Here is a 26,945-nt window from a genome sequence, read left to right as displayed (position 1 = left end):
ACATTGGTAAACATCTTTTTTCATATCCACCCTTTTTCTTCTGCAATCGTAATCGCCTCAATCCGATTTTTTGCATCCAACTTTGTTAAAACATCCGAAATATAATTTCGAACGGTTCCAGATGAAAGATATAGTGTTTTTGCGATTTCATTTGTCGTCTTTCCTTCTTTCGCTAATAGGAGAACTTCTTTTTCCCGATCTGTTAACGGATTTTGTTCTTGCCATAGTCCAAACATAAGCTCAGGAGAAATTTCTCGTTTTCCATTCATAACATTACGAATTGCCGCTGCAAGATCTTCACTCGGACTATCTTTTAATAAATATCCATGTACATTTGCTTTCATTGCGCGCTCAAAATAACCGGGACGAGCAAATGTTGTTAAAATCATAACTCTGCACGATGATTGCTGCTTCCGTAATGTTTCAGCAACATCCAGCCCGCTTTGAATCGGCATTTCAATGTCCATAATACTAATATCCGGCTGCAATGTTTCAATTAGCTTTAAAGCCTCTTCTCCGTTTTCCGCTTGCCCAACAACTTCAATATCATCCTCTAAATCTAGTAAAGCTCCTAACGCTCCGCGAAGCATACGCTGATCTTCTGCAATGATGATTCGGATCATGCACGCACACCCTCTTTCCCTGTTCTTATAACAATTGGAACATGTATCGTTAACATCGTTCCATTATGAATATCATCTAATTTAAGTACTCCATCAATAAGAGCCAATCGCTCCCTCATGCCAAGAATACCATTCCCATCGTGATTTTTTTGTAATCCAATGCCATTATCCTTTACTTGTACGATCAATTTCCCCTGTGCTTCAAGTAACGAAATCACGCACTCTGTTGCCTTACTATGCTTAACCACATTTGTCACCGCTTCACGTAAACACATTCCCACAATGTTTTGTTCTAGCGGCGATAATACATTCGTACTTGTCTCCTGGTGCACCTCAAGCGACATACTAGCAGCTTGAAGAATTACCTTCACTTGCTCTAACTCTTCTTCGACAGTAATCATCCGCATATCAGAAATTAATTCTCGTAATTGTTTTAACGCCGTTCTTGATGTTTGCGTAATTTCCTTTGCCTCTAGACAAGCGCGTTCCGGATTTTTCACAATCAGCTTCTCAACAAGCTGACTTTTTAATGTAATAAGCGATAACGTATGTCCTAACGTATCGTGTAAATCTCTTGCAATACGCTGACGTTCTTCGCGCTTCACTAGATCGCGAATTTGTTCATTTGCTTCACTTAATTGTGTTCTTAATATCTTTTTTTGATTAAAATTCCGCATGCCAAATGGTGTAACAATCATTAAAATAAACATCGGGATTGCAGTTATGGCAGACGTATTTATAAACACGCGCATATTCACCAACATAAAAGAACCAATCATGACGATCAAAAAGAAAAATAACAATCGAAATTGTTTTTTTGTCGGTGCAAATCCCACTGCATTGGCTATAAAAAACCCAAAGAAAATCATATATGGGTTATAAAACGTACTAAATAAGAACGTAATTACAATTTGAATACAGGCCCACATCACATAATTCTTTGGCACAAAATAAAGCTGGCGGTATGCAATAACAAAGAGTATAAGCATCCCGCCTCCTAATATCAATTTCCATCCTGATTGCCCCATCAGGTAGTAAAGAGGAAAAAACAAATATACGAGCCATATATAAGGGAAAAATCCCATATGTTTTGGAAAAATTTCAAACTGCTTCTTTTCGATCATTTTATACCGCTTCCTGTCTTTTTCTTATATATATTGATAGTACAACAAAAGCGATAAAATAACCTCCCAAAATTGCCGCATTTTCCCAACCAATTGTCTTGCCAGCAACAATGTCCCAAGCTCCACTTCCAAAATGATATGTCGGTGTCCATTCCCCAATGCTTCTTAACGTCTTTGGAAATATTTCAATCGGCATCCACAAGCCGCCTAGAATCGCTAAACACATATTTAATATATTCGCTAGTCCAGTAGCCGCATCCGCTTTCTTAATTGCACCGATAATTGTTCCAAGTGCTAAAAATGGTGTAACACCAACCAATAACCATAATCCAGCGCCAATCCACTGTCCAATTGTTAACTGTACATCATTCATGACTATACCCGCGATGAAAATAACGATGATTGAAAAAGCATTTACAACCGTTTGAGCAATAATTTTAGCTGCTAAATATACTCCCTCTGGCAGCGGTGTAATTTGTAAAAGCTGTGTCCACCCTTGCCCCTTTTCCTGTGACAGACGAACACCAAAACTAAAGAGTGCTGTTCCTACAATACTAAAAGTAGCCATCGAAATTAAATAGTGTGCTTTCCATGCATCTCCGTTTTGCGGCACTGGCACCACATTTGTAAAAATGTAATAAAACATAACCGGCATTAATAATGAGAAAAAGATAAATAATTTATTGCGAAACGTACGTAATATTTCTATTTTGCATTGCATCCAAAACGCTCTCATGCAATTCCCTCCTTCTGATTTGCAACAAACTGTTCAAAAGCTTCATCCAGGCTGCCCCGTTCCACAGCAATATCCATGACCGGCAAATTTTTGTTAAAAATTTCCTGTATCGTAGCATCTGGATCATCTGTTGTCAGCACCACACGCTTTTCATGCCACTGGACACTTGTAACATGAGGTAGGCTACGAAGCATACTCGTCGGCACTTCCTCTTTTACATAAAACGATATTGTTTTTTGAGAAATTGTTGCTTTCATCTCATCTGGTGTTCCATCAACAATCACTTTTCCATTTGCAAATAATAAAATTCGATTTGCTAATGCATCTGCTTCTTCTAAGTAATGTGTTGTTAAAATTATTGTTTTTCCTTCATCTGCCAATTTTCGAATTGTATCCCAAAAGCTTTTTCTAGACGTGATGTCCATCCCTACTGTTGGTTCATCTAAGAAAAGTAAATCGGGATTCCCAGCAAGCGCGAGTGCAAAATTTAAACGTCTTTTTTGCCCGCCAGATAGCTTTTCACACCTTTGCTTTCTTTCTGATTCTAAATTTGATAACTTAAGTAATGTTTCTTTTGCAATTGGATTCGTATAATAACTACGAAACAAATCAATTGCTTCTTCTACTGACACACTATCAATGACGCTCACTTCTTGCAGCATTGCTCCAAGGCGATTGCGAACATCTCGGTGTTTTGGGCTCTTACCGAAGATAGAAACTTTTCCTTCTGAAGGATCCCTTAATCCAAGCATCATCGAAATTGTTGTCGTTTTCCCCGCTCCGTTCGGTCCAAGTAATGCAACGATTTCTCCTTTCGCTACTGTAAATGAAACGTTATTTACTGCTTTTTTATGTTTAAATGTTTTTGAAACACCATTTACTTCAATTATCTGTTCCATTTCCCCACCTCCGTCGTTCTTATATTTATATTGTATAAATTGGAAGAGGTGGAAAACAGTACGAGACGTCATGACATGAATATGACAAATGTCAGGAAATCTTAAAATGAGTGACTTTCCACGTCAGTAGCAGGACAAAAACAAACATGATACAATCATGTGAGATGTACATTCGAGGAAGGACAGTGGTTTTCATGATTATTCGCAATGAACAAGATTTAGAAGGCTTACGAAAAATCGGTCGCATCGTTGCGCTTGCTCGCGAGGAAATGAAAAAACAAGCGAAACCAGGCATGACAACAAAAGAGCTTGATTTAATCGGTAAGAAAGTATTAGATGAGCACGGTGCTATTTCTGCACCTGAAAAAGAATATGATTTTCCAGGGACAACTTGCATTAGCGTCAATGAAGAAGTTGCACACGGCATCCCAGGAGACCGTGTCCTAAAAGAAGGCGACTTAGTAAACGTCGACGTATCTGCGGCACTTGATGGTTACTATGCAGATACAGGTATTTCATTTGTTCTTGGACAAGACGAAGCAAAAGAAAAACTTTGCGCTGCTGTTGAAAGTGCATTTTGGGCAGCCATGAAAAAAGTAAAAGCTGGTGCAAAACAAAATCAAATTGGTCGTGCGGTTGCCAATGATGCTCGTAAAAATGGTTATACGGTCATTCAAAACTTAACAGGACATGGCATTGGTCTTAGCTTACACGAAGCACCAAATCACATTTTAAACTATTTTGATCCAATGGATAACGCTCTCTTAAAAGAAGGACTTGTCTTAGCAGTAGAACCATTCGTATCGATGGGCGCAGATCATATTATTGAACGCGGTGATGATGGCTGGACATTTGTCACACCAGATAACAGCCTTGTTGCACAGTGCGAGCATACAATCGTTGTAACCCGCGGTGAACCAATTATTTTAACAGCGCTATAAATACCGAATAAAAGGAATGCACTCAGAAATGATGCATTCCTTTTTCTCTACATAATTTAAAGTTCGAATACACTAGACATACAATTTAGGGGCCTTCAAACAAAAAAGCGAACCTTTCTCTAAGATGATATTATATATTTTTTAAACAAAATATATAAACTATAGAATATCTATTGTTTTTATTTCTCAACATCAATTGATTGAAAATACAAAAAATAAAAGATAGAATAAGGTCGTTATCCGTCTTCTTTTGTCAGTCAGATAGAATAGAAGAATGGGAGAAGAAAATATGAAGAGATCATTAAAACAAAAAGTAGTAAGCTCTTTGCTTGCTATATCACTCACTGCCGGATTAGCCCCTCTTGGACAAGCAAAAGCTGATTCCCCTTCAGAAAATGGAAAAGTTTCACCTATTATTGAAAAAGTTGATTCCAACCGCGCAATTGAACATGTTCGCTTTTTATCTGAAACAATTGGCCCCCGCCCTGGCGGAACTCAAGCAGAACAGTGGGCTTCCCGTTATGTCGGAATGAAATTAAAAGCAATGGGATATGAAGTAGAATATCAACCATTTGCTGTACCAGATCAATACGTGGGATTTATTGATTCTCCACTATCCCATTCCCGAAATTGGCAAACAGGTGCTGCACCAAATTCTCTTATTTCAACTGAAGCTGTTACTGCTCCTCTAATCTTTGTTCCAAATGGGACAAAACTAGAAGAAATCCCGAATGAAGTAAACGGAAAAATTGTATTATTTGAAAAAGGAGAAACAGTAGAAGACTATAACAAACAAGTGGAAAATGCTGTAGCAAAAGGTGCAAAAGGCGTTCTCTTGTATAGTTTAATTGGTGGACGTGGCAACTATGGACAAACTTTCAAGCCAAGATTAACAAAAAAACAATCAATTCCTGTATTTGGCCTTGCTTATGCACAAGGAAATGCCTTCAAAGAAGAATTAGCAAAAAAGGGGAGTACAGTTCTTTCTTTAAAGGCACGACATGAATCAAACTTACAATCTCTAAATGTCATCGCAAAAAAGAAACCGAAAAATAGCGCCGGAAATGAAAAAGCTGTCATCGTAAGTTCTCATTATGACAGCGTTGCCGGGGCACCCGGGGCAAATGATAATGCTTCTGGAACTGGATTATTATTAGAATTGGCTCGCACATTCCAAAATGTAGAAACTGACAAAGAAATCCGCTTTATTGCTTTCGGTTCAGAAGAAATGGGGCTTTTTGGCTCTGAGCACTACGTTGATAACTTATCAAAACAAGAACGTGATCGTATTTTAGGTGTTTTCAATGCTGATATGGTTGCTACAAATTATGATAAAGCAAAAAATTTATATGCAATGACTCCTGACGGTTCTACGAATCTTGTAACAGATGCAGCATTAAATGCTAGTAAACAGTTAAATAATGACCTTGTTCTTCAAGGAAAATTTGGTTCCAGTGACCATGTGCCATTTGCTTACGCTGGCATCCCTTCAGCATTATTCATTTGGATGGGGGTAGATAGCTGGGATCCACTTATCTATCACATTGAAAAGGTATACCACACACCACAAGATAATGTGTTAGAAAACATTTCACCAGAACGTATGAAAATGGCGTTAGAAGTCATTGGTACTGGTGTCTATAATGTTCTTCAAAAACCTGCTGTACAAAAAGAACAAAAAGCTGCTTAATTATCCTCAAAGCCACCATCTAGAACTGGTGGCTTTTTTATTGAGAGGCGAATTGTATTATTAAGTGCGACACCTAAAGAAAAGACAAAAAATCCCCTTCAAGCTTCATTCTTCCCTTCATCTTTCCGTGAAGTTTTTTGAATGATTCCCTAAAGGGGATATCAATAATAATCTAAAGTTTTTTATTGTTTAATTCGTTGACGAGCGAATAGAATTCCACCTAAAACGAACAATACCATACCTCCAACAATTGAAATCATTTCCGCTGGTGTTCCTCCTGTTTTAGGAAGTAATACTGTCGTCTTATCGTTTTCTTTATTAAATGGAACTTTTGGATCGTTATTTGTATTTTCGTTAGGAACTTCAGATGTCGGTTCCTTAATCTTTGTATTCGTAATATCATAACCTTTTACTTCTGTTTGATATCCGTCTACTGGTTGTTCTTTCACTTCATACTTGTATGCTACTCCATTTGCATCGTACGCTTGGAGATTTTCAAACGTGTACTTCCAGTTTGTTGCTTCACTTACTTCTTTCGTATCCACCACTTTACCGTTTTGTAGTAAGTCTACCTTGATCGTGCTTGGACGATCTTTCGCATTATCGTCTTTCCACGTTTTCGTTCCTTCTACTTTCGTTTGGCCTACTTTTGTATTTGTAATGTCATAACCTTTTACTTCTGTTTGATATCCGTCTACTGGTTGTTCTTTCACTTCATACTTATATGCTACTCCATTCGCATCGTATGCCGCCAAATCTTTAAATTCGTATTTCCAACCTTTTTCGGCTGTTACTTCTTGTGTTGCGATTACTTGGCCATTTTGTAGTAAGTCGACTTTGATTGTACTTGGACGATCTTTCGCATTATCGTCTTTCCACGTCTTCGTTCCTTCTACTTTTGCTTGGCCCACTTTTGTATTTGTAATGTCATAACCTTTTACTTCTGTTTGATATCCGTCTACCGGTTGTTCTTTCACTTCATACTTGTATACTACTCCGTTCGCATCGTATGCTTGGAGATTTTCAAACGTATACTTCCAGTTTGTTGCTTCACTTACTTCTTCCGTGTCTACTACTTTACCGTTTTGTAGTAAATCTACCTTGATCGTGCTTGGACGATCTTTCGCATTATCATCTTTCCACGTCTTCGTTCCTTCTACTTTTGTTTGGCCCACTTTTGTATTTGTAATGTCATAACCTTTTACTTCTGTTTGATATCCGTCTACTGGCTGTTCTTTCACTTCATACTTGTATGCTACTCCATTCGCATCGTATGCTTGGAGATTTTCGAACGTGTACTTCCAGTTTGTTGCTTCGCTTACTTCTTTCGTGTCTACCACTTTACCGTTTTGTACTAGGTCGACTTTGATTGTGCTTGGACGATCTTTCGCATTGTTGTCATTCCAAGTTTTTGTTCCTGTAACGGATGTAGTTTTCACTTTATTCGAAATCGGCAACTTAATTCCGTTTACATCACCTGATTTAACTTCAAAATCTACTTTTGCTTGAGGATCAAAATCAATATAGTTTGGAGCTGAAACTTCTTGCACATAATATTTTCCTGGTTGTAAATTAGTGATTTCGATCATACCTTGTCCATCTGTTGTATATACATCTCCAACTTGTTCACCCGACTCTTTATACAACTTAAATGAAACATTTGGTATTACTTTTTCTTCATTTCCTTCAATATATTTAACAATTCTTAGCGTTCCTTTTGGAACCTTGTTACCTTCTGCACCACCGCCAGCTGTCATATTTTCGACTTGGTAACTACCCGACTCAGAAACTGGGTCTTTGTATAGAATTTGGTAATCAATTTTATAGTCATTCTTAAAATATTCTTGTTTCTTGCCGCTTTCCGTTATAGTAGTTGTATAACCAATCGTAAATGCGGTAGCATGTGCTTTATCCTTATAAATCACAACTTTAAATGAGTTATCACTATTAAACGTAATAGTTCCATAACGTTTAGTTACAAATTCTTGAAGTGATAAGGATGAACGGCCTGTGTAATTATCAATAGTTATATAGAAACTATCTTTATTAAGTGTTTGACCTTCTTGTAAGCTATCAGTCACAACAATATCACGACTTAAATATTCTTTGTTTAAGTTTATATTCAAGAACCAACGCACTTCATTGTCCTTACCTGAGAGCATATCACCAGTTTTATAAAAAAACGGTTTCTCTCCAGGATCTGTACCACCACCACCGTTTGGACCGGTAATTATTACAGTTTGCTTATCTAAATTTGTACCAAAATTGGTTTCAACCTCTTTCTTTTGATCCTTTCCTACATTAGTAGCTTGCACTTTAAAGTTTAGATACCCTTTAATATTTTGATAGTTATTCACTTTATCATTAAATGTACATACCACAGTACCTGCAGTAACTGTACAAGTACCATAATCATCTAAATTAAACGTTGTATCTAATCCTTTTAATTCTGGAGGCAATGTTAATGTTAGTGTGTCTCCAGGTTTCAGCCTAACTCCATTTTTTTCACTGAAGTTTATAGTTACTTTAGTCACTTCTCCGCTCTGTAGATCTGTTTTACCTATCTTAAAACTATCCACAATTCCTGCTGTATTTAACTCTTGTGCATTTGCTATTATAGGCATAAAACTCTGACCTATAGTAAATATAAAAATCATTATAATTGAGAAAATCGAAGTGATTCTTTTTAAATACATGCCCTATGTTAACCTCCTTATGAATTACAATATAGAAAAATTTTGGAATAAACAGACTGTAGCAAAGCCTCTATTATTCAATGTCATTGCGCTATTTTACTTACATATTTTCAATAGCCATTATCATCTTTTTCTCTTTCTTCACTCCTCCCATTGCTTAGAAACTTAAAATTTAACTTTTATATAAATTCATCTGATTTTTTCCAATACATCTAAACGGTGAAATTTCTGATCTGTACGATTTAACAAGGACAAATAAGCGAATGAACGAACAATAGAACAAATTCAAAGTCAGGAAAAGGAAATTTAAAAAGCCTTCATGACAATCATTCGTCTTATTATGCAAGGGTATTATGTCGTAGAGATTGCAAAACCTCTTCACATTCATCACAAAATGATTGCTATGTACGTAAAAAAATTTAGCGTGGGCAATATGATGAGCTATTTCACAACAAATATGCATCTAGTCAACTTCCATACTTATTCCCCTGAAGATGAACAAGCACTGCAGCGTATGACACAAGCCGAAAAAAATCGCAGCTTTAAAACGTGCTAGTATACTAAAGAATGTCATTGAAGATACGTTTTCTGTGACCATGAATCGAGGTGAAATCAGTCATTTGTTAAAACGTCTTATGTTTAGATACACAACCGACCTACACACTGAAACAAACTGACAAGAAAAACAAGAAGTATTTCAACCTCAGCGTTATAATAAGTATTATTTGTCTATGTGGATGAAAGTCATATTCTCCAAATCTGAATATAGTAGAACAAATTTTGGGGTAATAAAAAAAGAGTGTAATTGCCAACCGAGTTCATACGCATCGTACAGAAATACGAAAGTCGGTCTTTTCATTTTTGGAGTATATAAATGAGTGTCGAGAAAATGTGCTTCGCCTAATTGGTTCCATGTCTATGTCGAGGAATTAAACTAAACTTATATATACGTTTCATCTACTTGATAAGAATCATTAGTTTTTCTAAAAAGACAATAAATCCAAATGTTAAAATATTGACATATCTATATAATTGATGATAATATCGAATCTGAGAGATTTATATCCTTCCATTACTCTTATCAAATCACAAAAAATTAAATTGTACCGCATATACTGTATAAATTCATTTTGATTTTTCAACACATAAGTCGCTGCTATGCAGAACAAAGCATGACCTGGACCCTGCGTTTTCTCGCTTTGTTTTCACCCTTGCATGTGGCAGAAAAAGGCCTTGATCGCCTCTATGCATGGCCAGATGCTCTCGCCTACCTAAAAAAGAGGGTTTTTTTGTCGTTTTTTAATTCGTATTTATACATTTTAGACATGTAACCCCTAGTTTCTTGACTAGGTTGGAAGTTTTCAAGATTACTTACTAATAGTTTAGACTCTTGGTTAGATGAAGTGTTATTTTAAATATTTGGCGTAGCTGTAGCAACGTCATTTGCAACAATTAGACAATTTTCTAATCATATCCCCTCCTGAAAAAAGAAATCATTCCCACAACCTATTATTCTAAAACAATTACAAAAAAGCAATAATCAAGCACTATTTCCCATTTTTTCTTATCAATATAACACATTTTTGACAAATATATTTAGAATAGAAAACTGAAATCGATTTCTTAAAGATGGCTTTTTTATCGTTTTTCTGCTTAAGCTTTCCAAAGTTCTTATTTCTTTAATATCTGATCAGCCTATAGACTGATCAGATATTTTTATATCAACTTGTAATCACTTCTAAGTAAAGGGGTATTTTCCCTTTTATCCCGCATTAACGAGCAGTAAGACCCCGATTGGGCGAGCTAACCATCAGTGGGAGATGAAAAAGCTCTCCACTGATGGAAGTTTCACTTTATTCATTACATCTTCTCTGGTGCAGATACTCCAACTAATGCTAATGCATTTTGAAGTGTAATACGTACTGCACGCATTAAATCGTAACGAGCTTTACTTAATTCTAAATTATCTTGGTTTAATACTTTCTCTGCATTATAGAAGCTATGAAGTGCTGCTGCTAAATCAAATGCATAGCTTGTAATGCGGTGCGGCAGACGTTTTTGTGCTGCTTCTGCAACTGCTGCTGGGAATTCGCCTAGTTTCTTTAATAAGTCTACTTCTTTCTCAGATGCAACTAGTTTGTAGTTCACATCACCGTCTGCAGCTAAACCAAGTTCTTCACCTTGACGAAGAATACTGCATACGCGTGCATGTGCGTATTGTGCATAGTATACAGGGTTTTCATTTGATTTTGATACGGCTAAGTCCATATCAAAGTCTAAATGAGAGTCACCGCTGCGCATTGCAAAGAAGTAACGCATTGCGTCCACGCCTACTTCTTCCATAAGCTCACGAAGTGTAACAGCTTTACCTGTACGTTTACTCATTTTTACTTTTTCACCGTTTTGATATAGTTGTACCATTTGGATGATTTCTACCTCTAATGTATCTTTATCGTATCCAAGCGCTTGAATTGCTGCTTTCATACGAGGAATGTAACCGTGGTGGTCAGCACCCCAAATGTTAATTAATTTATCAAAACCACGCTCTAATTTATCGCGGTGATACGCAATATCTGGCGTTAAGTATGTGTAAGAACCATCGTTTTTAATTAATACGCGGTCTTTATCGTCACCATAAGTTGTAGAGCGGAACCATGTTGCGCCCTCTTCTTCAAACACTTCCCCGCGCTCTTTTAATACTGCAAGAGCTTCATCGATTTTACCGTTTTTGTATAGTGATGTTTCAGAATACCAAACGTCAAAGTTAACGCGGAAGCTTGCTAAGTCCTTTTGAAGCTTTTCTAATTCATATTTTAAACCGTACTGACGATAGAACTCATAGCTTTCTTCTGCATCTGCATGTACGTAACGATCGCCAAATTCTTCTGCAAGTTGCTTACCAATACCGATAATATCAGCACCGTGGTAACCGTCTTCTGGCATTTCTTTTTCTAAACCTAACGCTTGCATGTAACGTGCTTCAACAGAAAGCGCTAAGTTATGAATTTGGTTACCCGCATCGTTAATGTAATACTCACGAGATACATGGTAACCTGCTTTTGCTAATACATTACATAACGTATCACCAACTGCTGCGCCGCGTGCATGTCCTAAGTGAAGGTCACCTGTTGGGTTTGCAGATACGAACTCAACTTGTACTTTTTCACCTTTACCTGCGTTTGTTTCACCATAAGCTTCACCAGCTGTGATAATCGTTGGAATTAAATCTGTTAAATAGCTGTTATCCATGTAAAAGTTAATAAAACCAGGGCCCGCAATTTCGATCTTTTCAATAGAAGCTTTTGCTTTATCAAAGTTTGCAATTAATTCTTCTGCAATCATACGAGGTGCTTTTTTTGCTACACGTGCCAGTTGCATCGCCATGTTTGTCGAGAAATCACCGTGTGTTTTATCTTTTGGTGTTTCTAATACAACGTTTGTAATTTGTTCTTCTGTCGCTAATTCTGCTTTTACTACAGCAGCTTTAACTTCCTCTTTAATGAGTTCTTTTACTTGTTCCAAAGAGTTCATTATTTTGCCTCCTTAAGATTAATGGTAATTGTATATCGGCCTGCTTCTTGTTCACTTAGAAGCAATGCATACGTTAGAAAGAGTTGTCCCTTTTTCTTTTCTTCCGACCATTTAAAAAGGACGTTATCCGTTTTCGTTTGCAACGCAAACGTTCCAAGTTCACTCGTATACGTTCCTGTTGTCCACTCACCTTTTTTATGAGTTTGGCGCATCGAAACAGCACCCGAACGCATAATAAGAACTTGATCATCTTGGATTTTAATAATTGTCTTCACTTCGCCTTGTTCGTTCGGCTCTTGAAACGTTACATATGTACTTTGACCTTTTACATAGTATAGACCATTTACATCAAAAGCAATAGTTTCCTTTCGAACTCCCTCACGAACTTCCGTTACAAATTGAACTTGTACTGGTAAGCCTGCAAGTTGCTTCTCCACGTCCTGCACACCTTTCAAAATGTTATAGATATTACATAAAACTTATAATAAATCACTTTTCCTATCATATCAAAAAAGTGCAGTTTCTGTCTGCTGAAATATTAGGAAACCTAACAAAAGCTGTATTTCAAAAAACAATTTATAACCATTATCCTTGTAAAACATTAAACCCCAAGTTCATTATAAACTTGGAGTTTTTATTATTTCTTCAGCTTTTCTAGCACTTTCACTGGTACTTCATTCTCCCGCGCTTCTGCCCAACCTTTTGCTTGGCTACCTTTTGCATAGATTTTCAAATATTCTCCACGTCGCAGTTCACGATTTATCATTTTTTTTACAACTTGCTTATTCCCTTCTCTATCATAAGCAGTAAAGGCATACAAATACTGATCCCCTTTTTTCTCACCTTGATTTGTGACAGCATAACATTCCTTTACTTCCTTACTTGAAAAAAAGTTATCTACAAAGGCTTGCACACCTTCTGTTTTTGATTGTAAATAAAAGGCTCCTGCCCCGCATAAAATAACAAATACTGTTACAACTTTTAACATCATACGCATAAAGCTTTTCACCTCTTACATAATACTTCCTTATATTATCTTCAGTATAAAATGTACAAAAGATAGTCTCTATCGATTTCTCTTACACTTTCCTTACATCATTGTAAGGAAAGTTAACTATATAAATCGAAATTTTAAAAACGACATAAAACCATTCTTTTTTGGTAGGCAAGAGCATCTGGCCATGCATAAAAGCGGTCAGGTCCTTTTTCTGCCACATGCGAAGTTTAAACAAAGGGAGAAAGCAAGTGCAGGATCCTTTTTTCTACATAGCAGCAATCTATATGTTGAAAAATCAAAATCGATTTATATAAAAACAACACAAAAAAGGCTATTTCAAATTCGTTCGAAATAGCCTTTTTAGAAAGTTTACTTTCTAGCTAATTTTGGTAACTAGAATACTCGGTAGCTTCGCTTTTATTTTTATCTAGCTGCGCCTCCTAGGCCCTCGCGTCTAAGAACCTTCCCCGCCAAAAAAGTAAAGAACACTTTTTGCAAGAAAGAACCTTAGCCACCAGGCCTAAACAGTCGGCTTCACTTTATTTTTGCACCCATCCAAGTAACATTTCGCGCACAAATTTACTTGCTGCGACCGGTGTTTGATCACTGTGATCATATACAGGAGCTACTTCTACTAAGTCTGCTCCAACTACGTTTATATTTGAATTTGCAATTGCAACAATGGAATCTAATAGTTCTTTTGATGTGATACCGCCAGCTTCTAATGTTCCTGTACCAGGAGCATGAGCTGGGTCTAATACGTCAATGTCAATTGTGACATAGACTGGGCGTCCTGCAAGTGTTGGCAATACTTTCTTTAATGGTTCTAATACATCAAATTTGTATAAATTCATACCAACTTCTTTTGCCCATTCGAATTCTTCTTTCATACCAGAACGAATACCGAAAGAATATACGTTTTCTGGGCCAATTAAATCGCACACTTTACGAATTGGTGTAGAGTGAGATAAAGGCTCACCTTCATAAGACTCACGTAAATCTGTATGAGCATCCATGTGGATGATTGCTAAATCTGGATATTTTTTGGCCATCGCCTTAAAAATTGGCCAAGACACTAAGTGCTCACCGCCAAGACCTAGCGGAAACTTACCAGCATCTAATAGTTTTGTTACATATTCTTCGATCATGTCTAAGCTACGCTGTGCATTACCGAAAGGAAGCGGAATATCACCAGCATCAAAATATTTAACTTCCTCTAGTTCACGATCTAAATATGGACTATATTCTTCTAGTCCAATTGATACTTCACGAATACGTGCTGGGCCGAAACGAGAACCTGGACGATAACTTACTGTCCAATCCATTGGCATCCCGTAAATAACTGCCTCAGCATCTTCAAAACTTGGATGACTTTTAATAAATACTTTACCTGAATAAGCTTCATCAAAACGCATATTCTTTTCCTCCTATCTGGAACTTAAGGTATCCCAACCTTTCATTTTGTCTCAAATTTGGAGCCATTTGCTCCTCTTTATCGATTTACCACGTTCTTCTTACTGTCTAGCTTCAGTGGCTAGAATGCTCGGTGGCTTCGCGCCTTCCTCTGAGGCAAAAAACGCCTCTCTCTCAGGAGCTCCATCCTCCTCCCATTCTGAGCGAGCCACTTCCGCTTTTCTTACTGTCTAGCTTCAGTGGCTAGAATGCTCGGTGGCTTCGCGCCTTCCTCTGAGGCAAAAAACGCCTCTCTCTCAGGAGCTCCATCCCCCTCTCATTCTGAGCGAGCCACTTCCGCTTTTCTTACTGTCCAGCTCCGCCTCCTAGGCCCTCCCGTCTAAGAACCTTCCCCACGAGAAGGCAAAAAGCCCCTTCTGTGGGAAAGAACCTTAGCCATCAGGCCTGAACAGTCGGCTCCGCTTTTCTTACTTAATTAAATCTCCAACAAATTTCGGTAATACAAACGCTGCTTTGTGAAGTTCTTTTGTGTAATATTTCGTTTCGATTTCGTGGAAACGCTCTTCACTTACTTCTAGTGGATCATGCTTCTTAGATCCAATTGTGAATGTCCAAAGTCCGCTTGGGTATGTTGGAATGTTTGCTGTGTATAAACGTGTAATTGGGAAAATTTCTTTTACGTCTTTAAACACGTTTGAAATTAATTCTGGTGTGAACCAAGGATTGTCCGTTTGCGCTACGAAAATACCATCTTCTTTTAACGCTTTAGAGATTCCAGCATAGAATCCTTTTGTAAATAAGTTTACAGCTGGGCCTACTGGCTCTGTAGAATCAACCATAATTACGTCATACTCATTTTCACTTTCAGCAATGTGCAGAAAGCCATCGCCTACTTTTACATCTACGCGCGGGTTTTCTAATTCACCAGCAATTTCTGGTAAGTACTTTTTAGAGTACTCGATTACTTTTCCATCAATTTCAACAAGTGTCGCTTTTTTCACACTTGGGTGTTTTAATACTTCACGAATAACACCGCCATCACCGCCGCCAACAACTAGAACGTTTTCAGGGTTTGGATGTGTAAATAATGGTACGTGCGCTACCATTTCGTGATATACGAACTCATCCTTTTGTGTTGTCATAACCATGCCATCTAAAATAAGCATGTTACCGAATTCTTCAGTTTCAACCATATCAAGCTTTTGAAATTCTGTTTGCTCCGTATGTAAAGTGCGGTTAATACGCGCTGTAATTCCAAAATGCTTTGTTTGTTTTTCCGTGAACCATAGTTCCATTGTGCGATCACGCCTTTCATTGCAATTTATAATGTGGACACCATTAATGTCCCCTAACAAAAATAAAACAAAACATATAAAATGTATAGTTAAAAATTATAAAAATACCGTAAATATATTTGAAACAAGTTGTTTTTGTTCGTATATTTGGTCAATTATGTATAAAACAGTAAGAAACCCCTTTCCTAGGAAAGGGGTTTTCTCTCATTTTCTCGAATCGGCAGACAAATCATCACACATCCAACTAGCGCAACAATTCCTCCTACTAAAAACGGACTTTGCGGTGAAATCACGTGACCGAGAATTCCAGATAAAATCGGTGCAATTGCTCCGCCTAACCAACGAACAAAGTTATATACACCAGATGTGATAGATCTTTCATAAGGCGAGATATCCATTACGTAACTTGTAAATAATGCATTATTAAGACCAGATGCTAGTCCTGATAAAACGATAAGTGCAATTTGTAACCACATTACTTGTACGAAGAATAATAAGATTAAAAAGCCAGCAAACACCAGTAAACTATAACGCAGTAACATTTTTGGTTCGTATTTCTCTTCTAATCGATGAGCAAGTTTAGCAGAACCATACGCTAATGCAAGACCCCAGCCGCAAAAGACGAACCCAAGCTGAATAGCAGATAAATGTAAAATAAGCGGTGAATACGCCAAAACAACAAAGAAAGCATAGTAATATAACATCCCGGAGATGGCACCTTGTATGAAAGGTTTATACTTCACCAAGTTAAGTAATTCTTTCAATCCAGCTGACTGACGTTTCACTTTGCGCTCTGGTTCTTTTACAAAAAAGAAAACGAGAATAAATGCTAAACCAATTAAAACACTTGTCGCAAAAAATGGATAACGCCAAGAGTATCCACCTAATAAACCACCTAACAACGGACCTCCCGCCATACCTAAACCAATCGCAGCCTCATACAATCCAACTGCTTCATGCACTTCTTTGCTGAGCGCAATTAATAATGTCATCGCTGTCGCAAAAAACATCGCATTTCCTAAACCCCAACCAGCACGAAAAATGGATAACTGTGCAATGGTTTGTGATAATCCGCAAATACATGCAAATATGGTTACAACCGCAAGACCGATTGTCATCATACGCTTATCACCAAACCTTGCTGCAAGAAGCCCAGCTGGCAGCATCATAATGGCCATCGTTAAAATATAAGCTGTAAATAACATTTCTACTTGCCAATGCGTTGCACCAATTTTCTCTGCAATGATTGGTAAAATTGGATCGACTACTCCAATGCCCGAAAAGGCAAGAAACGTAGCAACTACTGTAATGAGTCTTCCAACTCGTTGTTTACTCTCCATATGAATCATTCTCCTCTTGTTTCTTCTAAAAACTTCGTTGCTCTTTTCAAGCTATGTTCTAATTCTTCTTTCACACGCTTCATTTGTAACATTTTCTTGTCTAGCGTCTCAATTTGATTTGTCAGCATATTTGCTATTTCTTGAATAACTTCTCGGTCGCGCGGATTATCGCTATTTCTTCTTTGCTCCATCCGTTCTTTAAGCGATAAGAAATACTGCATTTCTTGAAGTGTAATACCTAATACTTCTTTCGCTTCTACAATTTTTTTTATCCTCTCCACATCTTCGTCCGTATATAAGCGAATATTTCCTTCGCTGCGCTCTGGTGGATGAATTAAACCAATTTCCTCATAATAACGAAGAGTTCGCTTTGTTAAACCAGTTTGTTTTGTAACTTCCTCAATTTTATACACGTCTATTCCTCCTCCCTAACATTATTACATTTTACGTTAACGTTAACTTTTATGCAACTATTACACCTTTGTAAATTCTTCCTACAAAGGTTGTCTTTTCAATCGTTCAGTTTCATAATTGAATTAAAAAAATGAGAAGGAGAATTCATTATGTATGAAACAACCACTTATTTTTGCGCATCGCGGTGTGAGAAGTACACACCCAGAAAATACTATGATTGCTTTTCAAGAAGCTGAGCGCGTTGGTGCGCATGGCATTGAGCTTGATGTACATGTATCAAAGGATGGAGAAATTGTTGTTATTCACGATGAAACTGTGGACCGAACGACAAATGGAAAGGGTCTTGTCTGTGAACAAAATGTCCGGCAGTTACAAGCGCTTGATGCTGGTAGTTACAAGGATTCTTCTTTTCATGAAGCAAAAATTCCAACGCTTCGCGAAGTGCTCATTTGGCTTTCTACAACAACACTGCAATTAAATATTGAATTAAAAACAGATGTCATTCGTTATCCTGGTATAGAAGAAAAAGTCGTAGATCTTGTTCGTGAATTTCATCTTTCTAATCAAATTGTATTTTCTTCGTTTAATCATGAATCGGTTGCTCTCCTTGCAGCTTTAGCACCAGAGATTCCCCGTGCAATTTTATACGATGAACCGCTTGCTGATCCAATTGCTGAAGCAAAGAAAAGACAGGCTAATGGCCTCCATCCAAACTTTGAATTACTCACAAAAGAATTTGTAAAAACAGCCCAGCAACAAGGATATGTATTCCGTCCTTATACAATTAATGAATACGAAGACTTACAAAAGATGATAGATTACGGCGTTGATGTCATCATTACGGACTGGCCAACACGTGCCTTTGAGCTTCTTTCTTAATAAGAAGCTCTTTTATATATATACAAATCGAAAAACCGACATAAAAATCCTTTTCTTTTTAGATGGGCGAGAGCGTCTAGCCATGCGTAGAAGCGGTCAGATCCTATTTCTGCCACATGCGATGTTCAAACAAAAAGAGAAAGACAGTAGCAGAATCTTTTTTCTGCATAGAAGCAATCTATATGTCAAAAAGCCAAAATGGATTTATATAGTTTAAAAACAACCAAAAACCTCAATACTAGTAAAAGTATGCTATGAGGGGTGACAAAAGAAATGGAACTTACGGCAAATGAAAAACATGCGAGATATATGCGCTTTTTCCTTACTGCACTACTATCAGGTGTCCTTTTCTTTGTTTTCACTATTTTTATTTTGTTACTCGTTGCGAAAATTTTAGGACCACCACCTGTTGCGGTCCCACAAACAACTATCTTTTATGCAAATAACGACTCAGTTATGGGGCAAAGTCACGGGGCGCAGGAACGTTATAACGTATCACTCGATCATATTTCACCTTACGTAAGGGAGGCAACACTTTCTATTGAAGATCAGCGCTTTTATAAACATCATGGCTTTGATTTAAAGCGCATAGGCGGGGCAGTGATTGCCGACATTAAAGCGATGGGAAAAGTACAGGGCGCAAGTACAATTACGCAGCAATACGCACGTAATTTATATTTGGATCACGATAAAACATGGAAACGAAAGCTGTTAGAAGCAATGTACACCATTCGCCTAGAAGTGAATTACAATAAAAATGATATTTTACAAGGATATTTAAACACAATTTACTACGGGCACGGTGCCTACGGAATCGAGGCAGCGGCACGTCTCTATTTTAATAAAAATGCGAAAGATTTAAATTTAGCAGAAGCAAGTATGCTTGCAGGTATTCCAAAAGGACCAAGTTTGTATTCTCCCTATTTGCATAAAAGCCGGGCTCAAGAAAGACAAGCTCTTATTTTAAATGAAATGGTCGAACAAGGATATATAACCAAAAAAGAAGCTGCAGCGGCAAAACAAGAACAACTCAGCTTTGCTTCACTTGAAAAAGAAGCAGTAGCAGAAATAGCGCCTTACTTTCAAGATGCCGTACAAGCTTCTCTCATCAATGATGCTGGTCTTGATGAGCAAACGGTAGCACGCGGCGGCCTGCGTGTATACACAACGCTAGATCCGAAACTTCAAACAATTGCTGAAAGTACAGTAAACAACACAATTCCAAGTACAACGGAGATAGAAACAGCTATTGTATCTATAAATCCTCAAACCGGCGAAGTAATGTCTCTTGTCGGCGGACGTGATTATAAAAAAAGCCAATTCAACCGGGCAACACAAGCATATCGGCAACCAGGTTCCACGTTTAAACCCTTTTTATATTACGCCGCTCTTGAACAAGGATTTACACCAGCAACTCGCTTAAAAAGTGAGTATACTGTGTTCACATTAGGCGATGGTGTTTCAAAATATAAGCCGACCAATTATAAAAACTACTACGCCGATAATTTCATTACAATGATGCAAGCAATTGCTGTTTCCGACAATGTATACGCTGTAAAAACACATCTTTTCTTAGGAGAAGAATCACTCGTAAAAACGGCGAAGCAATTTGGAATTACAAGTTCATTAAAAGATGTCCCATCACTTGCGCTCGGAACATCTCCTGTAAAGCCTCTTGAAATGGTAAGCGCTTATAGCATGCTTGCTAACGGCGGCAAACAAGTGAAACCAACATTTATTCGGCGTGTTGTCGATCATGACGGCAACATTTTGTATGATTCTCATTTAGAAAATAAACAAATTCTTGATGAGAACAATGCCTTTGTAATGGAAGAAATGATGACGGGCATGTTTAATAAAAAGCTAAATAGCTACGCCTCCGTCACTGGACAAACCCTTATTCCAAAGTTATCCCGCACATACGCTGGAAAATCCGGTTCAACCGAGACAGATAGCTGGATGATTGGCTTTACACCAGATCTCGTAACAGGCGTTTGGGTCGGCTATGATAAACAAAAAACAATCTCTAACCCAGCTGAGCAAGTCTATGCAAAAAATATGTGGGCAGCGATTATGGAGCAAGGGTTAGAAGAAACTCCAAAACAAGACTTTAAAAAACCAGCCAATGTAGTCGCATTAAACATTAACCCTGAAAACGGGAAAATCGCCACGAAAGGGTGCCCTGTTTCTGTCAAAATGTATTTTGTAAAAGGGACTGAGCCAACGGAGTACTGCATGGATCATATTGATGAAAAAGATGAATTTGAGGCAGTGCTAAAAGAGAAAGAAAAAAATAAACCAAGCTGGTGGAAGAAGTATTTTCCTTGGTGATGAAAATGTATAAAGTGAAACCTTAATCGAAAAGGGAGCGTTATTTCTCACGTTCCCTTTTCTTTCTTATATGACGCTTCTATTCATCATTATCATTTACAATCGCTAATACTTGATGGTCTTCCCATCTTCCATTTATCTTTACATTTTTCCTTGCAATTCCCTCTTTATGAAACCCTGATTTCTCTAAAACTTTTATTGACCCTATATTATGCGGCATAACGCCCGCCTCAATCCGATGAAACTTTAGCTCATCGAATGCGTAAGACACGACTAGCTTAACAGCCTCTGTCATATATCCTTTCCCATTATGATGTTTATCTAAGGTATATCCAATAAAACACCTTTGCAAAGGGCCGCGTAGTACTTCAAACAATGTAACAGATCCGATTAATTCTCCAGTTTCATTTAGATAAATGCCAAATGAATACTGCTCATCAAGTTCCTGCTTTTCATTCCCTTTCCTGATATGCTCCCTTTGACCCTCTAGCGTATAAAAATCATCCTCTCGTAATGCTGCATACAGTTGAAAAAAGTCTCGGTTTTTCGATTCCAAATGCATCATAGCTTCTGCATCACATTCTTCTAAACTTTTTACAAAAATAGAATCTCCACTCATTCTCATATTTCCACCTCTACCGCTTAATTTTCTATTTAAATATATATTTTCTGACAAATATCAGCATTTCCTGCACTATTCAATTAAAAGGATGTTTTCAAACAAACAAAAAACCCCTTTCAATAAGAAAGGGGTGCCTATTATTCTCCTAACAATTCACTACGTAATTTCTCACTAGAAAGATTCCATAGCTCCTCATTATGCTCTTTTAAGAATGTTCCAAGCACTTTTTTAGAAGGTTCATCCATATGATCAACCATAATGTGACGCTTTAATGATTTATCCATTTTATTTACATGCTCAGGAAGTGATTTATAACCGCGGCGAATTTCACGGTCTACTGTCATCTCACATGCAGTTACACCTGCATAATACGCGCCTTTTTCCGTGCGCTCAATTGTTACCCAAACGAGCCAGTACGGTTTTGCATTTGGTACTTCTTCTTTATTGATTAAAAATTTAATTCCTTTTTCAACAGCACTGCGTGCATGCATTGCTCCGATATCCACAACTGCTGTTCCTTCTGTTACATCAATAATAACAGGAGAAATATTTTCAAGACTTAATGCGCCGACTCCAAAGCCGCCGTGTCCATCTGTAGAATCATTTTTAATAATATTAAAACCGATTTGTTTCTTTTTCTCTGCCATAGAAAAGCCTCCTCTTCTAATACAATCCGAATAATGGTCCAATTATATTATGCAATATACCTAAAATGTGCGGAATGACAACTTGAAATATTGGTTGAATCGTATATCGATCTAACGGTGTAATGACAAGAATTAATAAAAGGATCGAACCGTATTTTTCATATTGCGTCATTTTCGCGCGTATGCTGGTCGGTGCTAAATCTTCCACAACACGGTAACCATCTAGCGGCGGGATTGGTAACAAGTTAAAAACAAACAGAACTATATTAATCCCAATAAAAATTTGAAAGAACTGAAATAGTGTCTCTCCTACTGCTACTGGAACCGCCTCAATAATTCCAAATTTCAGCAAGCTATACCAGGCAGTAAGTCCGAAAGCACCTAGTAATAAGTTACTAATTGGCCCCGCAATCGAAACGCAAATTCCCGCAAGGCGCGGACGCTTAAAGTTATATGGATTTACCGGTACAGGGCGCGCCCACCCAAAACCGATAAACAAGAATGCGATTGCGCCAATCGGATCGATATGAGAAAGGGGCGATATTGTTAAACGCCCTTGATTTTTCGCTGTTAAATCTCCAAATTTATAAGCAACATATGCATGTGCAAACTCATGTACAGAGAGTGCTATTGCAACTGCAAGAGCTAACAACGGTAACTCATGCAATGGGTATCTAAAGAAATTATCCATACTTCATCTCCCTCTTAATTATCTAAACAAAAAATCTTTCATTTTCTGATTGTTATTTTCAAGAATCCGTTATAATAGTACTGTAATCTACATAAAAGGAGCGATACATATGCCATACGTAACAGTGAAAATGTTAGAAGGCCGCACAGAAGAGCAAAAGAAAGCCCTTGCTAAAAAAGTAACAGCTGCAGTAAGTGAAACTACTGGTGCTCCAGAAGAAAAAATCGTTGTATTCATTGAAGAAATGTCTAAAAATCATTACGCAATTGGTGGAAAACGCTTAAGCGACCAAGAGTAATCATTGATATAAGAGAAGCAGCACAGCTGCTTCTCTTACTCCTTTCCTTCTAATAAACGAATAATTTTTTCTTTTACTTTCCCTTTTCGTCCATCTTCATACAGTAAATCATGCGGATAAAATAGCTTCTGATCTGTTCTCTTTTTACCTGTAATTGCTTCCACAATGTCCGACTCACGAGATAATTCACGCAGTTCCCCATTTGGCATAAGCAGTAAAATCGGCAGGCGCTCTTCCTCTTCACCTGCACGGTAAAAGTCATACGGCAAGTCTGACGTAGAATCTACTACTAAATAATATTCTGGATCAAGCCCAATCTTCTTAAATAAACTATTTAATTCTACCCAATTGTTTAACCCATGCTTTTCCGTAAAATCGACGCATTTGAACAAGTTACGGTTCATAAAACGGCGGCATAAATCACTTAAAATAGCATCCTCTTCTTCTTGCCATACTTGGAAGTAATAATACATGACATTCTCGTCTAACTTTAAATAATCCTCTACTGTTACTTCTCCTTCAAATAAAGAATAGAAATGAACGGGATGATATTTAAATGTATAGTATTGTTCATGCAACGCTTTCGCACGGTGCAAAATTTTTGTTAAAATCACTTCAGCACTGCGCGTGACTGGGTGAAAATATACTTGCCAATACATTTGATAACGGCTCATAATATAATGCTCAACAGCATGCATTCCGCTATATTTAATCACAACTTGATTATTAAATGGACGCATTACGCGTAATATCCGTTCCATATCAAAGTTTCCATATTTCACACCTGTAAAATACGCATCTCGTAATAAATAGTCCATGCGATCTGCATCAATTTGACTAGAAATCATACTGATCGCTAATTTATTAGTAGAAGTTTTCGCAATGACATCCGCTACTTTTTGTGGAAACTCACGATCAACTCGGCTTAACACCTCATGAATTTCTGTATCACCGACAATAATTGCTTGTGTAAATTTTTCATGGTTTAATTTAAAGACTTTTTCAAATGAATGAGAAAAAGGACCATGCCCTACATCGTGCAGAAGTGCTGCACATAAACACAACAAACGATCTTCAGCATTCCAATCCGGTCTTCCATCAAACACATCATCAATCATGCGGCGAATAATTTCATAGACACCTAGTGAATGAGTAAAGCGACTATGCTCCGCACCGTGAAATGTAAAAAATGTCGTCCCTAGCTGCTTAATACGGCGCAGACGTTGAAACTCTTTCGTTCCGATTAAATCCCAAATCACGCGATCGCGCACATGCACATATTTATGCACCGGGTCTTTAAACACTTTCGTTTCATTTAATTTATCGCTTACATATGCCATTAAAATTCACCGCCCTCCATTATAAGTTCTTACTCCTATTATAAACGAAAGGTGAAACAGAAAGAAATGAAAGACTGTATATTACTGCATAAAAAGAAAATCACCTTCAAAAAACAAAGGTGATTTTCTCTATCATTATTATTTTCCTAAAATAAACGTAGATAGTTCGTCTAATAACATCTCTTTACCAAGTGGGAAATATCCTTTATTTAAATCTTCGTTTTTAATCATATACACATGATTGTTTTTTACAGCGTTCATATTTTTCCAAATGGTTTCTTCTTGAAATTCTTTTAGACGCTGGGCACCGTCACCTGTTGTGAATACAAATAAGAAGTCTGGATTGTAATTAAGTAATGCTTCTTTTTGTAATTGTACTAACGGCTTGTCTGTTGGTGTACCATTAACTGCTGGTAATTTTAAATCCTTAAATAGAATACTACCGTAACCGTAGTCACCGTACACACGGAATGCATTCGGATATGCAGCCATTACCATGAATTTTGCATCACCAGTCTTTGCAACGATTTTATCATGTAAATTACTCGCTTTTTCATCGTATTTCTTTAGCCATGCAGCCGTCTCTTTTTCTTTACCGAAGATTTCTCCTACTTCTTCAAACTTCGGACGCCATTGATCTAATGGAGTGCTTAACATGACTGTTGGCGCAATTTTAGATAACTGATCATAAATTTTTTCTTGACGGTTGTTTACTAAAATTAAATCTGGTTTTGCAGCGGCTACTGCTTCGATGTTAATTTTATCTCCCCAGGCAGAACCAACTGGCTTTACACCTTTTAATTTATCTGCAATATGTGCATCAATTTTTTCTTGAGTCGTATTTGCCGTAATAACCGGCTTCATACCTAAAACTAATAACTCTTCTGTTGACCCACTTAAGTCAGCAATTTTCTTTGGATTTGCAGGAATTTTAATTTCCCCTTTTGCATGTTTTACAACACGCTCTTCACTTTTTGCGTCTGCTCTCTTTTCTTCTTTCTTATCAGAAGAACATGCAGCAAATAATACAGACGTAATCGCTAATACTAAAACTAATAGAGTAACTTTGAATTTCTTCATATTTTCCTCTCCTTATCTCGTTGTAATAAAAGTGCTACAAGAGCTCTTTGAATAAAACTATATATACAAATTAAAAACGATATAAAACCCTCTTTCTTTTTAGGAGGAGCATCTGGTCGCGAGTAGAAACGGTCAGGGCCTTTTCCTACCACATGCAATGTTTAAAACAAAAAGAGAAAGCAAGTGCCAGTCATGTTGTATTCTGCGTGGCAGCGACTTATAAAGAGAGGCGGAAGCGGCTCGCTCAGAACAAGAGGGGGATGGAGCTTCTGACATAGAGGCGCTTTTTGCCTCGGTGGAAGACGCGAAGCCACCGACTGTTTAGGCCCGTTGGCTAAGGTTTTTTCACACATAAGGTGCTTTTTACCTTCTTGTGTGGAAGGTTCTTAGACATGAGGGCTTAGGAGACAGAGCTAGATAAAGATGCCGAAAAATTTAAATATATATAACAATTTATACAAATTAACGGAAATCCCGCCTTTACCCGTTCTAACGGGCAGTAAAACTTAGGCCCTATCATCAATATTTTAACGCCGCTAGACAACCTTAAGCTTGCCTACACACTTGTCATTAAATCGTAAGTAAGACAAATTGGTTTGCCACCAACAGGACACGGAACGATTTGTGCTTCAATTTCAAACACTTCGCGAAGCGTTTCAGATGTCATGACTTCATCTGGGGCTCCTTGTTTCATTAAATTCCCATCTTTTAACGCAATCATATAATCAGAAAAACGAGAAGCGTGATTTAGATCATGAATAACCATTACAATTGTTCTTCCTTCTTCTTCATTTAACTTTTTTAATAAGTTCAGTACTTCAAGTTGATGTGCCATATCAAGATATGTTGTTGGCTCATCTAGTACAAGCAAGTCCGTTCCTTGTGCTAATGCCATTGCGATCCAAACACGTTGACGTTGACCGCCTGAAAGTGCCTCAGCTGGACGATTAGCAAATTCCTTCATACCAGTCATATCAAGCGCCCAGCGAATGTAACGATAGTCTTCTTCTGATAACGTGCCAAACCCTTTTTGATGTGGGAAACGTCCATATGAAACAAGTTCAAATACAGTAAGACCTGTTGGCACTTCTGCTGTCTGTGGCAAAATTGCCATCTTTCTCGCAATTTCCTTTGTTGGCTGTTTCTCAATTGCTTTTCCGTCCAAATAAACAGTACCTCGTTTTGCTTTTAAAATACGCGATGCTGTTTTCAAAAGCGTAGATTTCCCGCATCCGTTTGGACCAATGATGGTTGTAATTTTTCCTTCAGGTATTTCAACAGACAACCCATCAATAATTAAATTTTCACTATATCCAACAGATATCAACTCAACTGATAAAGATGGCATACAAATCGTC

24 protein-coding genes are annotated in these 26,945 nt (G+C 37.5%); 6 read left to right on the top strand and 18 right to left on the bottom strand.

Annotation, left to right across the window (positions count from 1 at the left end; translation table 11 throughout):
* Nucleotides 1–20 precede the first annotated feature (20 nt).
* The 4 genes from WAZ07_RS06965 to WAZ07_RS06950 are packed head-to-tail and all read right to left on the bottom strand — an operon-like array spanning nucleotide 21 to nucleotide 3,382.
* Nucleotides 21–623, bottom strand: coding sequence for a response regulator transcription factor (locus tag WAZ07_RS06965; RefSeq protein ID WP_090917979.1), 603 nt, complete (start codon nucleotides 621–623; stop codon nucleotides 21–23).
* Nucleotides 620–1,747, bottom strand: a complete 1,128-nt coding sequence (locus WAZ07_RS06960; protein ID WP_336471871.1) for a sensor histidine kinase — start codon at nucleotides 1,745–1,747, stop codon at nucleotides 620–622. The genes WAZ07_RS06965 and WAZ07_RS06960 overlap by 4 nt, the downstream gene beginning before the upstream one ends.
* Before the next feature lies 1 nt (nucleotide 1,748).
* Complete coding sequence (locus tag WAZ07_RS06955) at nucleotides 1,749–2,483, bottom strand: ABC transporter permease (RefSeq protein ID WP_336471870.1); 735 nt, start codon at nucleotides 2,481–2,483, stop codon at nucleotides 1,749–1,751.
* Nucleotides 2,480–3,382 carry an ABC transporter ATP-binding protein gene (locus WAZ07_RS06950; protein ID WP_336471869.1) on the bottom strand — a complete coding sequence of 301 codons (903 nt, stop codon included), beginning with the start codon at nucleotides 3,380–3,382 and terminating at the stop codon, nucleotides 2,480–2,482. Before WAZ07_RS06950 ends, WAZ07_RS06955 begins: the two co-directional genes overlap by 4 nt.
* 146 nt (nucleotides 3,383–3,528) lie before the next feature.
* Here WAZ07_RS06950 and map point away from each other — a divergent pair, with 146 nt between their 5' ends.
* Nucleotides 3,529–4,323, top strand: coding sequence for a type I methionyl aminopeptidase (gene map / locus WAZ07_RS06945; protein WP_336471868.1), 795 nt, complete (start codon nucleotides 3,529–3,531; stop codon nucleotides 4,321–4,323).
* Nucleotides 4,324–4,612: 289 nt separating this feature from the next.
* Nucleotides 4,613–6,013, top strand: coding sequence for a M28 family peptidase (locus WAZ07_RS06940; RefSeq protein ID WP_336471867.1), 1,401 nt, complete (start codon nucleotides 4,613–4,615; stop codon nucleotides 6,011–6,013).
* 182 nt (nucleotides 6,014–6,195) lie between these two features.
* Here WAZ07_RS06940 and WAZ07_RS06935 read toward each other — a convergent pair whose 3' ends face one another.
* Entirely contained in the window at nucleotides 6,196–8,709 is a 2,514-nt protein-coding gene (locus WAZ07_RS06935; protein ID WP_413788872.1) for a Cna B-type domain-containing protein, read from the bottom strand.
* Nucleotides 8,710–9,028: 319 nt separating this feature from the next.
* Between WAZ07_RS06935 and WAZ07_RS06930 the strand changes: the two genes are divergently transcribed.
* Nucleotides 9,029–9,265: a hypothetical protein gene (locus tag WAZ07_RS06930; RefSeq protein WP_336471865.1), complete on the top strand. Its 237-nt coding sequence runs from the start codon at nucleotides 9,029–9,031 to the stop codon at nucleotides 9,263–9,265.
* A 1,304-nt stretch (nucleotides 9,266–10,569) separates the two neighbouring features.
* Here WAZ07_RS06930 and argS read toward each other — a convergent pair.
* The 7 genes from argS to WAZ07_RS06895 form a co-directional block, all read right to left on the bottom strand.
* The gene (argS, locus tag WAZ07_RS06925; RefSeq protein ID WP_336471864.1) at nucleotides 10,570–12,240 is read right to left on the bottom strand and encodes an arginine--tRNA ligase; all 1,671 of its coding nucleotides are present in this window, start codon (nucleotides 12,238–12,240) and stop codon (nucleotides 10,570–10,572) included.
* Nucleotides 12,240–12,677 (bottom strand): YwiB family protein, encoded by a 438-nt coding sequence (locus tag WAZ07_RS06920; RefSeq protein WP_336471863.1) that lies wholly within the window; start codon nucleotides 12,675–12,677, stop codon nucleotides 12,240–12,242. Before WAZ07_RS06920 ends, argS begins: the two co-directional genes overlap by 1 nt.
* Before the next feature lie 200 nt (nucleotides 12,678–12,877).
* Nucleotides 12,878–13,237 (bottom strand): YxeA family protein, encoded by a 360-nt coding sequence (locus tag WAZ07_RS06915; protein ID WP_336471862.1) that lies wholly within the window; start codon nucleotides 13,235–13,237, stop codon nucleotides 12,878–12,880.
* Nucleotides 13,238–13,776: 539 nt separating this feature from the next.
* Nucleotides 13,777–14,652 carry an agmatinase gene (gene speB / locus WAZ07_RS06910; RefSeq protein WP_090916150.1) on the bottom strand — a complete coding sequence of 292 codons (876 nt, stop codon included), beginning with the start codon at nucleotides 14,650–14,652 and terminating at the stop codon, nucleotides 13,777–13,779.
* A gap of 465 nt (nucleotides 14,653–15,117) precedes the next feature.
* Nucleotides 15,118–15,945 (bottom strand): polyamine aminopropyltransferase, encoded by an 828-nt coding sequence (gene speE / locus WAZ07_RS06905; protein ID WP_336471861.1) that lies wholly within the window; start codon nucleotides 15,943–15,945, stop codon nucleotides 15,118–15,120.
* A gap of 185 nt (nucleotides 15,946–16,130) precedes the next feature.
* A complete protein-coding gene (locus tag WAZ07_RS06900; RefSeq protein WP_336471860.1) occupies nucleotides 16,131–17,285 on the bottom strand; it encodes an MFS transporter in 1,155 nt (384 codons plus the stop codon).
* A gap of 5 nt (nucleotides 17,286–17,290) precedes the next feature.
* Nucleotides 17,291–17,698, bottom strand: a complete 408-nt coding sequence (locus WAZ07_RS06895) for a MerR family transcriptional regulator (RefSeq protein WP_336471859.1) — start codon at nucleotides 17,696–17,698, stop codon at nucleotides 17,291–17,293.
* Between the two features lie 154 nt (nucleotides 17,699–17,852).
* On the opposite strand from WAZ07_RS06895, the gene WAZ07_RS06890 reads away from it, so the two are divergent.
* Complete coding sequence (locus WAZ07_RS06890) at nucleotides 17,853–18,578, top strand: glycerophosphodiester phosphodiesterase (protein ID WP_336471858.1); 726 nt, start codon at nucleotides 17,853–17,855, stop codon at nucleotides 18,576–18,578.
* Between the two features lie 273 nt (nucleotides 18,579–18,851).
* Complete coding sequence (locus WAZ07_RS06885; RefSeq protein ID WP_336471857.1) at nucleotides 18,852–20,909, top strand: transglycosylase domain-containing protein; 2,058 nt, start codon at nucleotides 18,852–18,854, stop codon at nucleotides 20,907–20,909.
* Nucleotides 20,910–20,988: 79 nt separating this feature from the next.
* On the opposite strand, the gene WAZ07_RS06880 is transcribed toward WAZ07_RS06885, so the two are convergent.
* From WAZ07_RS06880 to WAZ07_RS06870, 3 genes are all read right to left on the bottom strand, one after another.
* Nucleotides 20,989–21,528 carry a GNAT family N-acetyltransferase gene (locus WAZ07_RS06880; protein ID WP_336471856.1) on the bottom strand — a complete coding sequence of 180 codons (540 nt, stop codon included), beginning with the start codon at nucleotides 21,526–21,528 and terminating at the stop codon, nucleotides 20,989–20,991.
* A gap of 140 nt (nucleotides 21,529–21,668) precedes the next feature.
* Entirely contained in the window at nucleotides 21,669–22,178 is a 510-nt protein-coding gene (locus WAZ07_RS06875; RefSeq protein ID WP_090916160.1) for a YwhD family protein, read from the bottom strand.
* Between the two features lie 16 nt (nucleotides 22,179–22,194).
* Nucleotides 22,195–22,869: a site-2 protease family protein gene (locus WAZ07_RS06870; RefSeq protein ID WP_090916162.1), complete on the bottom strand. Its 675-nt coding sequence runs from the start codon at nucleotides 22,867–22,869 to the stop codon at nucleotides 22,195–22,197.
* 109 nt (nucleotides 22,870–22,978) lie between these two features.
* On the opposite strand from WAZ07_RS06870, the gene WAZ07_RS06865 reads away from it, so the two are divergent.
* On the top strand, nucleotides 22,979–23,167 hold the full coding sequence (locus WAZ07_RS06865; protein ID WP_336471855.1) for a 2-hydroxymuconate tautomerase: 189 nt from the start codon (nucleotides 22,979–22,981) through the stop codon (nucleotides 23,165–23,167).
* 35 nt (nucleotides 23,168–23,202) lie between these two features.
* Here the strand turns inward: WAZ07_RS06865 and WAZ07_RS06860 are convergent, their stop codons facing one another.
* The 3 genes from WAZ07_RS06860 to WAZ07_RS06850 all read right to left on the bottom strand — a co-directional run bounded on the left by WAZ07_RS06860 (nucleotide 23,203) and on the right by WAZ07_RS06850 (nucleotide 26,935).
* Entirely contained in the window at nucleotides 23,203–24,507 is a 1,305-nt protein-coding gene (locus tag WAZ07_RS06860) for an HD domain-containing protein (protein ID WP_336471854.1), read from the bottom strand.
* Between the two features lie 138 nt (nucleotides 24,508–24,645).
* Entirely contained in the window at nucleotides 24,646–25,587 is a 942-nt protein-coding gene (locus WAZ07_RS06855; RefSeq protein ID WP_336471853.1) for an ABC transporter substrate-binding protein, read from the bottom strand.
* Between the two features lie 556 nt (nucleotides 25,588–26,143).
* A complete protein-coding gene (locus WAZ07_RS06850) occupies nucleotides 26,144–26,935 on the bottom strand; it encodes an ABC transporter ATP-binding protein (RefSeq protein WP_336471852.1) in 792 nt (263 codons plus the stop codon).
* Nucleotides 26,936–26,945: the final 10 nt, after the last annotated feature.

This window comes from Bacillus bruguierae, assembly GCF_037104725.1.
GTDB lineage: Bacteria > Bacillota > Bacilli > Bacillales > Bacillaceae_G > Bacillus_A > Bacillus_A bruguierae.
Note: the sequence above shows the minus strand (reverse complement) of the source record. Positions and strands in the feature narration are given on the sequence as shown.